This window comes from Qipengyuania marincola (genome assembly GCF_029688625.1).
In the GTDB taxonomy this organism is placed as follows: domain Bacteria; phylum Pseudomonadota; class Alphaproteobacteria; order Sphingomonadales; family Sphingomonadaceae; genus Qipengyuania.
Genome location: NZ_JARULC010000001.1, coordinates 529577 through 541695, shown reverse-complemented (window position 1 = coordinate 541695; position 12119 = coordinate 529577). Strand labels below are relative to the sequence as shown.

General features: G+C 65.3%; 13 protein-coding genes. 6 read left to right on the top strand and 7 right to left on the bottom strand.

Annotated elements, in window-relative coordinates; translation table 11 throughout:
* Positions 1-10 precede the first annotated feature (10 nt).
* From P8Q88_RS02685 to P8Q88_RS02665, 5 genes are all read left to right on the top strand, one after another.
* The gene (locus tag P8Q88_RS02685) at positions 11-604 is read left to right on the top strand and encodes a DUF721 domain-containing protein (protein ID WP_278322279.1); all 594 of its coding nucleotides are present in this window, start codon (positions 11-13) and stop codon (positions 602-604) included.
* Positions 601-1308, top strand: a complete 708-nt coding sequence (locus P8Q88_RS02680) for a DsbA family protein (RefSeq protein ID WP_278322278.1) — start codon at positions 601-603, stop codon at positions 1306-1308. Before P8Q88_RS02685 ends, P8Q88_RS02680 begins: the two co-directional genes overlap by 4 nt.
* Positions 1309-1419: 111 nt before the next feature.
* The gene (locus P8Q88_RS02675) at positions 1420-2160 is read left to right on the top strand and encodes a thioredoxin domain-containing protein (protein ID WP_278322277.1); all 741 of its coding nucleotides are present in this window, start codon (positions 1420-1422) and stop codon (positions 2158-2160) included.
* Between the two features lie 26 nt (positions 2161-2186).
* Positions 2187-5609, top strand: a complete 3423-nt coding sequence (smc, locus tag P8Q88_RS02670; protein WP_278322276.1) for a chromosome segregation protein SMC — start codon at positions 2187-2189, stop codon at positions 5607-5609.
* A 22-nt stretch (positions 5610-5631) separates the two neighbouring features.
* Positions 5632-6987 carry a M24 family metallopeptidase gene (locus P8Q88_RS02665; RefSeq protein WP_278322275.1) on the top strand — a complete coding sequence of 452 codons (1356 nt, stop codon included), beginning with the start codon at positions 5632-5634 and terminating at the stop codon, positions 6985-6987.
* A gap of 3 nt (positions 6988-6990) precedes the next feature.
* Here the strand turns inward: P8Q88_RS02665 and P8Q88_RS02660 are convergent, their stop codons facing one another.
* The 6 genes from P8Q88_RS02660 to P8Q88_RS02635 form a co-directional block, all read right to left on the bottom strand.
* Complete coding sequence (locus P8Q88_RS02660) at positions 6991-7356, bottom strand: MerR family transcriptional regulator (RefSeq protein WP_278322274.1); 366 nt, start codon at positions 7354-7356, stop codon at positions 6991-6993.
* 20 nt (positions 7357-7376) lie between these two features.
* Positions 7377-7676, bottom strand: coding sequence for an integration host factor subunit alpha (locus P8Q88_RS02655; RefSeq protein ID WP_278322273.1), 300 nt, complete (start codon positions 7674-7676; stop codon positions 7377-7379).
* Positions 7677-7814: 138 nt separating this feature from the next.
* Positions 7815-8780 carry a beta-ketoacyl-ACP synthase III gene (locus P8Q88_RS02650; RefSeq protein WP_278322272.1) on the bottom strand — a complete coding sequence of 322 codons (966 nt, stop codon included), beginning with the start codon at positions 8778-8780 and terminating at the stop codon, positions 7815-7817.
* Entirely contained in the window at positions 8777-9814 is a 1038-nt protein-coding gene (plsX, locus tag P8Q88_RS02645; RefSeq protein WP_278322271.1) for a phosphate acyltransferase PlsX, read from the bottom strand. Before plsX ends, P8Q88_RS02650 begins: the two co-directional genes overlap by 4 nt.
* A gap of 27 nt (positions 9815-9841) precedes the next feature.
* Positions 9842-10021 (bottom strand): 50S ribosomal protein L32, encoded by a 180-nt coding sequence (gene rpmF / locus P8Q88_RS02640; protein WP_200980932.1) that lies wholly within the window; start codon positions 10019-10021, stop codon positions 9842-9844.
* A gap of 214 nt (positions 10022-10235) precedes the next feature.
* A complete protein-coding gene (locus tag P8Q88_RS02635) occupies positions 10236-10877 on the bottom strand; it encodes an MBL fold metallo-hydrolase (protein WP_278322759.1) in 642 nt (213 codons plus the stop codon).
* A 119-nt stretch (positions 10878-10996) separates the two neighbouring features.
* On the opposite strand from P8Q88_RS02635, the gene P8Q88_RS02630 reads away from it, so the two are divergent.
* Positions 10997-11374, top strand: coding sequence for a cytochrome c (locus tag P8Q88_RS02630; protein ID WP_278322270.1), 378 nt, complete (start codon positions 10997-10999; stop codon positions 11372-11374).
* 12 nt (positions 11375-11386) lie between these two features.
* Here the strand turns inward: P8Q88_RS02630 and P8Q88_RS02625 are convergent, their stop codons facing one another.
* Positions 11387-12085 carry a LexA family transcriptional regulator gene (locus tag P8Q88_RS02625; protein ID WP_278322269.1) on the bottom strand — a complete coding sequence of 233 codons (699 nt, stop codon included), beginning with the start codon at positions 12083-12085 and terminating at the stop codon, positions 11387-11389.
* Positions 12086-12119 lie beyond the last annotated feature (34 nt).

Sequence of the window (12119 nt, the reverse complement as noted above, 5' to 3'; positions counted from 1 at the left end):
CGCCTATGGCATGGCGCTCGGCGCAATGGAACGGGACGACAGCAAAGCAGGCTCGAAAAAGCCGGGCGCCTCAGGCAGCGGGGCGTCAGGCCGAAAGACGACGAAAGCGTGGACACGCCCGCGTGGCGGCGGCGCCAAGCCGATCAGCGACCTCATGCCGCAGGTCGGGCGCAGCGCGTTTCGCCGGTTTGGCTTCGTGCAAAGCTCGGTAGTCAGTCGCTGGCCGGAGATCGTCGGCGAAACGCATTCCAAGGTCTGTACGCCGGAAATGATCCGCTTCCCGCCGGGCGAGAAATCGGACGGCATCATGCATCTCGTCGTCCTTCCGGCACATGCGCCGCTCATTCAGCAGATCCTGCCCGACATTATCGAGCGGGTTAATCGCTTCTTCGGCTACCGCGCTGTCGCCCGTATCAAGCTGCGGCAAGGTGCGGTTCAGGCGCCTCCTGCAAAACACAAACTCAAAGCGCCACCCTCGTTGAAGCCGATTCCGATGGAACTGGGCGAGAGTCTGCGCGATATTGGCGATCCCGAACTGCGCACGGTACTCGAATCGCTCGCGCGCAGCCTTGGGTCGCAGGACGAGGGACAGGACGACACGTGATCAGGAAAACCGGCATTCTCGCAGGCTTGCTTGCTGCTGCGACAGGGACTTTCGCGCTCGGTGCGAGTGCGCAGGACCGCGCGATCGAGAAAGGCGGCAACTGGGGCTCGATGGTCACTGCCACCAATGGCGGTCACCTGCTCGGCAACCCGGAGGCCAGGACGCGGCTCGTCGAATTCATGAGCTATACCTGTTCGCATTGCGCCACCTTTACGCGCGAAGGCGATGCGGCGCTGAAGATGCTCTACGTACCGCGCGGCAAGATGAGCTTCGAAATCAGGCATCTGGTCCGCGACCCGGTCGACATGACGGCGGTGCTGCTGACCCATTGCGGCGCGGCGCAGAAATTCCCGGGCAATCACGAAGCGATCATGTCGCGGCACAATGAATGGATGGAAAAGGCGCGCAGCACCACACAGGCCCAGCGCGCGCGCTGGCAGTTCGGCAGCATGGGCGCGCGCTTCCAGGCAATTGCGAGCGATCTCGACTTCTACGAAATCATGGAAACGCGCGGCTATTCGCGGATCGAGGCCGACAAGTGCCTGACCGACGAGGCCAAGGCCGAGGCGCTGGCCGAACAGTCGCGCGCCGACATCGAGGCGCACGAGCTGCGCGGCACGCCAAGTTTCCTGCTGAATGGCGAGCTTCTCGACGGCACGCATGGCTGGAAAGCGCTCCAGCCGCAGCTTGACGAGGCGCTCTGACCGTCTGTCGAAGGCGGATTTCCGGGGAAAGCCCTGTGGATACACCGAAGGCCGCCTTCCCACGGCGCATTCGCCTGATTTAGCCTCCCAGTTCCCGAAAAGAGGATTTTCATGACCAAGACGCTTCGTTTCGCTCTCGCTGCCCCACTCGCCCTCGTTCTGGCCGCCTGTGGTTCGGAAAGCAGTGAAACCGGTGAGATCGAGGGTGAGGCCGTTGATGCCGTGCCGGCACCCGATGGCCAGAGCTGGGCCGATACGGTGACCGTGACCGACATGGACGGCTACATGATCGGCAATCCTGATGCGCCGATCAAGCTGGTCGAATATGCCTCGCTAACCTGCCCCACCTGTGCGCGCTTCGCCGCGGAAGGGATGGAGCCGCTCGTCAGCGAATACGTCAATTCCGGCCGCGTCAGCTTCGAATTGCGCAACCAGATCCACGGTCCGCACGACCTTGCGCTGGCCACGCTGGTGCGCTGCGCCGCGGACGAGGCATTCATTCCCCTGTCGGATCAGGTGTTCGCCAACCAGCAGCAGGTGCTGACCCCGATCTTCGAGAACCAGGGCGCAATCGAGCAGTCGCTCAACCTGCCGCCCGAACAGCGGCTGGTTCGGCTGGCCGAAGTCGGCGGCTTCTACGATTTCTTCGCCGCCCGCGGCCTGAGCGAGGATCAGGCGCGCCAGTGCCTGGCCGACGAGCAGGCCTACACCACGATTGCCGACAACTCGACGAGGCAGTCGGACGAGCTCAACATTCAGGGCACCCCGACCTTCCTGATCAACGGTCAGCAGGTCGACGCCAACAGCTGGGCCGCGCTCGAACCCATCCTCCAGCGCGCCGGCGCCAGGTAAGCGCCGGCGGGGGAGAAGGACGGGCGATGGAAATTGCGAAGCTCAGGCTGAGTGGTTTCAAGAGCTTCGTCGAACCCGCCACGCTGCATATCGAGCCCGGCCTGACCGGCGTCGTCGGCCCGAACGGCTGCGGCAAGTCCAACCTGCTCGAAGCGATCCGCTGGGTCATGGGCGAGAACTCGCCCAAGTCCATGCGCTCGGGCGGGATGGAGGACGTGATCTTTGCCGGCACGCAGAGCCGTCCGCCGCGCGACTTCGCCGAAGTCGTCCTTCAGGGCCGCGACGACGAAGGCGACGACATGGAGGTCGTCCGCCGGATCGAACGCGGCGCGGGCTCCGCCTATCGCCTCAACGGCAGTGACGTCCGTGCCAAGGACATCGCGCTGATTTTTGCCGATGCCGCGACCGGCGCGCACAGCCCTGCCCTCGTCAGTCAGGGGAAGATCGCGCAGGTCATCGCCGCCAAGCCCACCGAACGCCGCCAGATGCTGGAGGAGGCGGCAGGGATCGCTGGCCTGCACGTCCGTCGACGCGACGCGGAAAGCAAGCTGCGGCAGACCGAGACCAATCTCGAGCGCCTCGAGGACATCATGGCCGGGCTCGACAGCCAGATCGCCTCGCTGCGGCGGCAGGCGAAGCAAGCCGAACGTTACAAGAAGCTCTCCGATCAGATCCGGACCGCCGAGGCGCGGCTCGTGTTCGCGCGCTGGCGCGATGCGGCGGCAGCAGCCGAAGAGGCGAAGAAGGCCGCACGCGAAGCGGAACAGCGCGTCGCCGAGGCTCAGGACGCTGCCAACGACGCGCAGAAGGCGCAGCGCGCGGCTGCCGAGGCGCTTGCCGAAGCGCGCGAGGAACAGGCGGATCGGCGTGACGATGCCAGCGCGCACGGACACCGGATGGCGGCGCTCACGACCCAGCTCGAAGCCGCGGAGCAGCGCCTTGCCGACCTCGACCGCCAGAAGGCACGGCTGGAAGCCGATCGCGGCGAGGCGGACCGGCTCACGAAAGACGCTGCCGAGGCCCTGTCGCGGCTGGAGCGTGATCTTGCGGTTGTCGAGAAAACTTTGGCCGAGGACGAAGCGCGCCGCCCGGCCCTCGAGCGCGCCGCGGAGCAGGCAGAACGCGACAGCCGCGCGGCCGAGCTCGCGCTGGCCAAGGCCACTGCCGACAATGCCGGGGTAGAGGCTGAATGGCGCGTCGCCGAGGCCGAGATCGCCCAGGCGCGCACGCGTCTGGACAGGGTCGAGGCCGAAGCGCGCCGGATGGCGCAGCAGCGCGAGGCACTGGCGGGCGAGAATCCCGGCGCCGATGTCGATGCAGCCAAAGCGGCGCTTGCGGCGGCGGAAAAAGAACTGGCAGAACGCCGCGAAGCAATCGAGACGATGCAGGCGCGCAAGGCCGACTTGCAGGCCGAACGGGACGAGGCAGCGTCGGCCCTGTCGGAGGCGAAGGCCGAACTGTCCGGCGTGCAACGCGAATTCGACGCCCTGCAGCGCGACCGCGAGGCCCGCCAGCGCGCGGCGCAGAAGCGCGAGGGCCGCCAACAGGCGATCGATGGCGTGCGCGCAGCCAAGGGCTACGAGCGCGCAGTGGCCGCAGCCTTGGGGCGCGACGGCAAGGCGCTGCTCGGCGCGCCCGATGGCGATGCCGAGGGCCGCTACTGGACCGGCGCCGATGCCCCGCCAGCCGTCGCGGATTCGCTGTCCGACCATGTCGAGGCGTGCCCTGCGGAATTGCGCGCGCGGCTGGCGCTGGTGCATGTGGCGGAGGCCGATGACGGGCGCCCGCTTGCCCCCGGCCACGCGATCGTCACGCTGACAGGCGCATTACGCCGCTGGGACGGTCTGGTGGTCCGCGGCGAAGGTTCTGCCGAAGCGGCGCGGCTCGAAGCGGAAAACCGGTTCGCTGAACTGGAAGATCGCCTTCCTGACCTGCGCCGGGCAGCCGAGCATGCGCAATCGTCGCTCGACAGGGCAGGCGGCGAATTGAGCCAGCTCCAACGCGATCTAGTGGCCGCGGAACGCGAACTGGCGGGCGCGGCCGACGCCGAGCGACAGGCTCTGCGCGCTCTTGATCAGGCGGAGGCGGCACGCGAACGGCTGGCCGCGCGGCTTGAGGAACTGGCGCGCAGCGAGGCCGAGCATGACGAGCAGCTTCGCTCCGCGCAGGCCGACCTCGCCACCGCCGAAGAAAAGCGCGAGGCCCTGCCTGATCCGCAGGCCGGGCGTGCCGCACTGGAAGCGTCGCGCGCGAAGAATGAAATGGCCCGGTCTACCCTCCAGGCACGCGCTGCCGAACTCGCCGCCCACGATCAGTCGCTGGCGGTCGCGCGAGAGCGTGCCGCGGCACAGCGCAGCGACATGGCGAACTGGCAAGCCCGGAGCGGCGATGCCGCCCGCCGCTTGTCCGACATGGAAATCCGCGCGGAGGAGATCGAGCAGGAACGTGCTGTCACCGCGGCAAAGCCCGAAGGCCTGATGCGTGAAATCGAACAGGGCGACCAGCTGCGCGAGCGCCTCGGTGCGGAGCTTGCCGAGGCGGAAAAGGCCGTCGCTGCGGCAAGCGAGGTCGCGCAGGAAGCCGAACGCACTTTCACGCAAGCCAACGAGGCTCTTGCCGAAGCGCGCGAGAACCGCGCTGGCCTGTCCGCCCACGCCGAGAACCAGGATGGCCGGCGTATCGAAATGGCGCGCATTTCCGGCGAGCGCTTCCAGTGCCCGCCTCCGCTATTGCCCGAGCGCTTCGCTTTCGATGAAAATGCCGTCGCCAATGCCGAAGCCGAGAGCGAGGAGATGGACCGCCTCACTGCCAGCCGCGAGCGCATCGGTCCGGTCAACCTCGTCGCCGCCGATGAGCTAGAGCGGATCGAAAGCGAACATGGTGCCAATTCCGCCGAGCAGGAGGAATTGCGCGAAGCCGTCAGCCGGTTGCGCGGCTCCATCGGCAGCCTCAACCGCGAGGGTCGCGAGCGGCTGCGCATTGCCTTCGAGCAGGTCAACGACCACTTTCAGCGCCTCTTCACCCGCCTGTTCGAGGGCGGCGAGGCCCATCTGGCGCTGATCGACAGCGACGATCCGCTGGAGGCCGGACTCGAGATTTTCGCGCAGCCGCCTGGCAAGCGCCTGCAATCGCTCACACTGCTGTCGGGCGGCGAGCAGGCGCTGACCGCGACCGCGCTGATCTTCGCGCTGTTCCTGACCAATCCGGCGCCGATCTGCGTGCTCGACGAGGTCGACGCGCCGCTCGACGACGCGAATATCGACCGCTTTTGCGACCTGCTCGACGCGATGACGCGCGAGACGAATACGCGCTATCTGATCGTGACGCACAACGCCGTGACCATGAGCCGCATGCACCGCCTGTTCGGCGTGACCATGATCGAGAAGGGCGTCAGCCGCCTGGTCAGCGTGGACCTGGGTGCGGCGGAAGAACTGCTGGCGGCAGAATGACCGCATCAAAGGGAAGCAACCGATGAACTCACGTCTTGTGCTGGCTGCGGCGAGCCTGTTGCTCGCTTCACCCGGTCTTGCCGCCCCACCCACTATCCCGCTGAGCGACACGGAACAGGCCGCGCCGGACATGCCGCCGATCCTGCCCATGCGCGAGCGAGCCGAGGTCATCGACCGCATCCTTGCCGAGCGCCTCGAGACGATCGTACCGGCGATCATGCGCGAGCAGGGTATCGACATGTGGGTGCTGATGGCGCGCGAATATTTCGAGGAGCCGGTGGTCGCCAGCATGCTCGATGCGACCAGCATGAGCGCGCGGCGGCGCACGATCCTGGTGTTCCACGATCCTGGCGACGGCCAGCCGTTCGAGCGGCTCACCGTGAGTCGCTACGGTCTCGCCGACCTGTTCCAGCCAAGCTGGGAGCCCGAGGACGAACCCGACCAATGGCAGGCGGTGGCGGACATCATCGCCGAGCGCGATCCGGCGAGGATCGCGATCAACTTTTCCGACCTGCGCGCATTCGGCGATGGGATGACGCTCAGCCAGTATCGCCTGATGATGGCCGCCCTGCCGGAGACCTATCGCGACCGCATCGTATCGGGCGAAACGCTCTCCTTGCGGTGGCTCGAAAGCCGCACGCCTGCCGAGCTCGAAATCTATCCCGGCATCGTGCGCGTCGCCCACGCACTGATCGCGCAAGCCTTCTCGCGCGAGGTCATCACGCCGGGGGAGACGACAGCCGCCGATGTCCAATGGTGGTATCGCGAGCGGCTCGCCTCGCTAGGCCTGACGCCATGGTTCCATCCCTCGGTCGGCATCCAGCGTGAGGGGATCGACGGCATGCTGAGGGATGATACGGTGATCCAGCCGGGGGATCTGTTGTGGACCGATTTCGGCATAACCTACCTGCGGCTCAACACCGATACGCAGCACCTCGCCTATGTCCTGAAGCCCGGCGAAACCGAAGCGCCGGAAGGCCTGAACGCAGGGCTGGCAGCAACCAACCGGGTGCAGGACCACCTGCTGGCCGCGTTCGAGGCGGGGCTGACCGGGAATGAGATTCTCGCCCGCGCCCGCGCCGCCGCGATCGCGGACGGGCTCAATCCCTCGATCTATTCGCACCCCATCGGCCTCCACGGCCATGGTGCGGGCACGGCGATCGGTTTCTGGGACAATCAGGGCGCGGACCCCCGGAGCGAATACCGGCTGCGCGCAAACACGGCCTGGTCGATCGAGCTCACCAGCTACAATGAAGTGCCCGAATGGGGCGGTCAGATCGTCGAGTTCCGCAGCGAGGAAGACGCCTGGTTCGACGGCAAGTCGGTTCGCTTTCTCGATGGCCGCCAGACCGAACTGACGCTGATACCGTCGGACTGAGGATCAGGCCGCGAGCGCCCGGTGCAGGGCCGTGCGAATGGCTTTCAGCTTCCCGATCAGCTCCTCGTTCGAGGACACCGACGGCGTGCCCGCCTGGGCCGCCGCCTGCTGGTCAGGCACACCCTTCAGCGCCGCCTTGGCGCCCTTCAACGTGTAGCCCTGCTGGTTCACCAGACGGTCGATCTTTTCGACCAGCTCGACATCTTCGGACCGGTAGTACCGCCGCCCTCCGCTGCGGGTGAGAGGCTTGAGCATCGGGAACTGGTCTTCCCAATAGCGCAGGACGTGCGCCTTTATGCCCGTCGCCTTGGCTACTTCGCCGATCGTGCGCAGGGCGCCTTCGTCCTTGCCATCGTCGAATTTCGCCATGCGTTCGCGCTCCCGAGAATTCAGCCGTTTGCGATCCGGTCTTTCAATAGCTGGCTGGCCCGGAAAGTCATTACCCGGCGTGGGGTTATCGGCACTTCGACGCCGGTTTTCGGATTGCGGCCGATCCGTTCCTTCTTGTCGCGCAGCACGAAACTGCCGAAGCCCGAGATCTTCACATTCTCGCCATTGGCCAGCGCTTCGCACATCTTTTCGAGGATCGCCTCGACCATTTCGAGCGACTCCGCCCGCGACAGGCCGAGCTTGCGGTTGATCGTTTCTGCCAGATCGGCGCGGGTCAACGTGCCTACAGAGCGCATCATATCCATCGTGTCCTTCCCCTCAGATGCGACCCTGAGTGGTGGTGCGAACCCAAACTGTGAATTCTGCCGCTTTCGTCAAACAATATAAACATTTGACATAAAACTGCAATTGCAAGGCGAGGATTATCCGACCAGCTGTTACATGCGCGCGAGCGACGCACCCCAGGTGAAACCGCCCCCCATGGCCTCGAACATCACCAGATCGCCAGCTTTGATCCGGCCATCGCGCATGGCCACGTCCAGCGCGAGCGGCACCGAGGCGGCCGACGTATTGGCGTGGCGGTCGACCGTGACAATGACCTTTTCGGGCGGGAGATCGAGCTTGCGCGCCGTGGCGTCGAGAATTCGGGCATTGGCCTGATGCGGGACGACCCAGTCGATATCGCTGGCAGCCAGTCCGGTGTCGTCCAGCACTTCCTTCAGCACATCCGCGAGGTTCACGACCGCGTGGCGAAACACTTCGCGGCCGCGCATGCGCAAGTGACCCACGGTTCCGGTGGTCGATGGGCCGCCGTCGACATAGAGCATGTCCTTGTGCGCGCCTTCCGCATGCAGGCGGCTGGCGAGGATACCGGGACCGTCCTCGGCGACATCCCGCGCCTCCAGCACGACTGCGCCCGCCCCGTCACCGAACAGGACGCAGGTGGTGCGATCCTCCCAGTCGAGAATGCGGCTGAAGGTTTCCGCACCGATTACCAGCGCCTTTTGCGCCATGCCGGTGCGTAGCAGCGAATCCGCGGTCGCCAGCGCGTAGAGAAAGCCCGAGCAGACCGCCTGCACGTCGAATGCAACCCCTCCGCCACACCCAAGGGCGGCCTGGACCTGAGTCGCCGTTGCGGGAAAAGTGTGATCGGGCGTGGCAGTGGCGAGAACGATCAGCCCGATTTCGGCCGCGTCGATGCTCGCCGCCTCCAGCGCGGCGCGCGCCGCTTCGGTTGCCAGAGTCGAGGTATATTCGCCCTCGCCGGCGATATAGCGCTGGCGGATGCCAGTGCGATCGACGATCCAGTCGTCGGAGGTTTCCACGCGCTCGGCAAGTTCGGCATTGGTGACGCATTTCGCGGGAAGCGCCGATCCCGTTCCGGTGATGACCGAGCGGATCACTTGGCCACCAGCGCGTCGGTCCCGACTTCGCCGAGGTCGTGCCTGATGCGGTTGAGAATATCGTCTTCCAACAGGCGGGCAGCTACTTCGACCGCATTGGCCACGCCCTTGGCATTGGCGCTGCCGTGGCTTTTCACCACGACGCCATTGAGGCCGAGGAAAACCGCGCCGTTGTGATTGTTGGGATCGAGGTGATGTTTCAGCAATTCGGTCGCCGGGCGCGAGACGAGGAAGCCGATCTTGGACCGCAGCGAGCTGGTGAAGGCGCTCCGCAGCAAGTCGGTGACGAAGCGTGCGGTGCCCTCGATCGCCTTCAGCGCGATATTGCCGGAAAAGCCGTCGCAGACCACCACGTCGCATTCGCCACGGTTGATCTTGTCGGCTTCGACATAGCCTTCGAACTGCATTTCGAGCGAAGTCGCGGCGCGCAGGATTTCAGCGGCCTGCTGGATGTCTTCAGTGCCCTTGGTCTCTTCGGTACCGATGTTCAGCAAGCGGGTGCGCGGGCGCGCGTTGCCGGTAACGATGCGCGAATAGGCCGCGCCCATAATGGCGAACTGGACGAGGTTGCGCGCATCGCATTCGCGATTGGCGCCGAGGTCGAGCATGATGACGTCATTGTCGCCCAGCGTCGGCAGAAGCGCCGCAAGTGCCGGGCGGTCGAGGCCGGGCATGGTGCGCAGAGCGAGCTTACTGATCGCCATCAGCGCGCCGGTATTGCCGGCAGAGACGGCGGCGCCTGCCTCGCCGCGCTTCACCGCATCGACGGCGAGGCCCATGCTGGTGGATTTGGCACGGCGCAGCGCGCGCGAAGGCTTTTCGTCGCCTTCGATCACATCCTCGCAATGCAGAATTTCGGACGCACCGCTCATTCCCGGGTGCGTTTCGAGAGCCGCCTTGATGCGCGGCTCGTCGCCGACCAGCAGGAACTTGAACTTGTCGTGGCGACGACGAGCGAGCGCCGCGCCTTCGACCATCACGCGCACGCCCTCATCGCCGCCCATCGCATCGACAGCGATACGCGGCAGGCTCATGAGCGTCTCCGGTTGTTGCAAGCGGTCTTAGAGACCGACGGCGATGATTTCGCGTCCGTTGTAGTGGCCGCAGTGCGGGCACAGATTGTGCGGACGCTTCAGTTCGCCGCAGTTCGAGCATTCGTGATGCGCTTCGACCTTGAGCGAATCATGCGCACGACGGTTGCCGCGGCGGTGGGGCGATACTTTCCTCTTGGGGACGGCCATGGCGGCACCTTTTCCTCAAACAAATTCAATCAATTTCGGTGGCCGCCCTAGGGGAAGGTCCGGCATCGCACAAGTGTGCGTGAACCCGAAACATCCCGACAGGTGCGGTGAAGGCGCGCGCTATAGCGAAATTCCCGAGCGATGCAAGCGGTGTGGAGGGGCAGATTGCTTGTGAAGTACGCCTTCGACATCCGTCGAAGGCTTGCGGCACGCATTAAGACAACGCGTAATCGCTCACGAAAGCGTTGGTCTTGCGCTCCTGACCGAAGGTGCTGGTCGGGCCGTGGCCGGGAATGAATGTCACGTCATCGCCCAGCGGCCAGAGCTTCTGAGTGATCGCATCGATCAGATCCTGGTGGTTGCCCATAGGAAAATCGGTGCGTCCGATACTGCCCTGGAAAAGGACATCGCCGACGATGGCGAACTTGCTCGGTCGGTGGAAGAACACGACGTGGCCGGGCGTGTGGCCCGGACAGTGGATGACCTCCAGCGTCAGCTCGCCAACGGTCACCGTATCGCCATCGACCAGCCAGCGATCAGGCTCGAACACTTCGGCATTCATGCCGTAGCGCGCGCCATCCTCGTCCAGCCGCGCGATCCAGAAGCGGTCCGCCTCGTGCGGCCCCTCGATCGGCAGGCCCAGCTCCTTCGCCAAAACACCCGCCTCGCCGCAGTGGTCCATGTGACCATGGGTGATGAGGATCTTCTCCAGCTCCACGCCGGAGTTCGCCACCGCTGCCTTCAGCTTGTCGAGATCCCCCCCGGGATCGATCAGCGCACCCTTGTTCGTGGCGGTGCACCAGATCAGCGAGCAATTCTGCTGCAGCGGCGTGACCGGGACGATGCCGGCCTTCATCGGCGGTTTGGCGGGTGTCTGAGCGGTGTCTTCCATACGGCAGAAATGGTCGGCTTCTTGATCGAAAACAAGGTTTGGAGGCACATCCATGCTAGGGTTCGTGGAAAAGGAGCGGACGGATGAAGACACTGGGACCACTCGTGATTGCGGTTGCTACGCTTGCCGCCTGCCAATCCTATGGAGCGACGCCAGCCGCGCGGGAACCGGTGACGCTGACCGCCGCTTCCGTCGATGAGGTCCCGGACTTCGTGAGCGGGGTCTGCGGCGAATGCCACGCCGTCAGGGCGAACGAGGTCTCCCCCAATCCGCAGGCCCCCGGCTTCGCCGATATCGCCAACAGCCCCGGCGTCACGCGCGCAACGCTGGAGACCTTCCTGTCCGACGCGCACAATTACCCGATGCAGATGGACGTCGACCTGGTGGAAGAGGATATCGATGTGATCGCAGATTATTTGATGACGCTGCAATCGGACGACTACTTCAAGCGGCCCAGCTGAGTCGGCGGCAATTCACACCCTGCCCCCTTTCCACACGACCCGCCCTATCACCTCGACTTCGTCGCGGGCGAGCTCGATCGGGGCATAGGCGTCGTTGGCGCTGATCAGCTTGATGCGGCCGGGGGCGCTGGCCTGCACCTGCTTCACGTGCAGCGCGTCGCCGATCCGCACGACATGGATCCCCTCGCCGGCACGCTTGTTCCGATCGACGAAAATCTCGTCGCCGCTGCGCAGGGTCGGCTCCATGCTGTCGCCCTCGACGCGGATCGCGGAAAGGTCGGCGCCCTCGAGACCCACCTCGCGCAGCCAGCGGCGGCTGAAACGGAACGAATCGAAGGAAATTTCCTCTGCACTGAAGGCGCCCGGCCCGGCGGATGCATCCAGCGGAAGGCGCGGCACCTCGACCCACTCGCCGACGCCGCCCGGCGACCTTTCGGCCATCGCCACGCGGCGCTGGGTGGGCGCATCATACCGCGTATCGTCGAACCGGCGAGTCTCGATAACGCGGGGCGAAATTCCAAGAAATTCAGCGATCTTCCGCAGGTCCGGCTCGTCGAGATGGCGTGGGCTCCCGCGCGCGACATATTGCTGCAAATAGGCCGGATTGCGTCCGATCAGGCGCGACAGGCCCGCAAGGCTGGCCCCGTGTTTGCGCGCCATATCCTGCAGCCTTCCACGCGCGTGCCGTTCGTCTCGTGAGATATCTTCCATGAAATTTCCTATAGCATAGGATTTTTCCTAGACA

What these genes read in the sequence shown, in the direction of transcription:
- P8Q88_RS02660 (WP_278322274.1), bottom strand. Translation starts at nt 7,356, where the DNA reads ATGGCGAAATTCGACGATGGCAAGGACGAAGGCGCCCTGCGCACGATC.
- P8Q88_RS02635 (WP_278322759.1), bottom strand. Translation starts at nt 10,877, where the DNA reads ATGAAGGCCGGCATCGTCCCGGTCACGCCGCTGCAGCAGAATTGCTCG.
- P8Q88_RS02665 (WP_278322275.1), top strand. Translation starts at nt 5,632, where the DNA reads ATGAACTCACGTCTTGTGCTGGCTGCGGCGAGCCTGTTGCTCGCTTCA.
- P8Q88_RS02675 (WP_278322277.1), top strand. Translation starts at nt 1,420, where the DNA reads ATGACCAAGACGCTTCGTTTCGCTCTCGCTGCCCCACTCGCCCTCGTT.
- rpmF (WP_200980932.1), bottom strand. Translation starts at nt 10,021, where the DNA reads ATGGCCGTCCCCAAGAGGAAAGTATCGCCCCACCGCCGCGGCAACCGT.
- P8Q88_RS02685 (WP_278322279.1), top strand. Translation starts at nt 11, where the DNA reads ATGGCGCTCGGCGCAATGGAACGGGACGACAGCAAAGCAGGCTCGAAA.
- plsX (WP_278322271.1), bottom strand. Translation starts at nt 9,814, where the DNA reads ATGAGCCTGCCGCGTATCGCTGTCGATGCGATGGGCGGCGATGAGGGC.
- P8Q88_RS02630 (WP_278322270.1), top strand. Translation starts at nt 10,997, where the DNA reads ATGAAGACACTGGGACCACTCGTGATTGCGGTTGCTACGCTTGCCGCC.
- smc (WP_278322276.1), top strand. Translation starts at nt 2,187, where the DNA reads ATGGAAATTGCGAAGCTCAGGCTGAGTGGTTTCAAGAGCTTCGTCGAA.
- P8Q88_RS02625 (WP_278322269.1), bottom strand. Translation starts at nt 12,085, where the DNA reads ATGGAAGATATCTCACGAGACGAACGGCACGCGCGTGGAAGGCTGCAG.
- P8Q88_RS02655 (WP_278322273.1), bottom strand. Translation starts at nt 7,676, where the DNA reads ATGATGCGCTCTGTAGGCACGTTGACCCGCGCCGATCTGGCAGAAACG.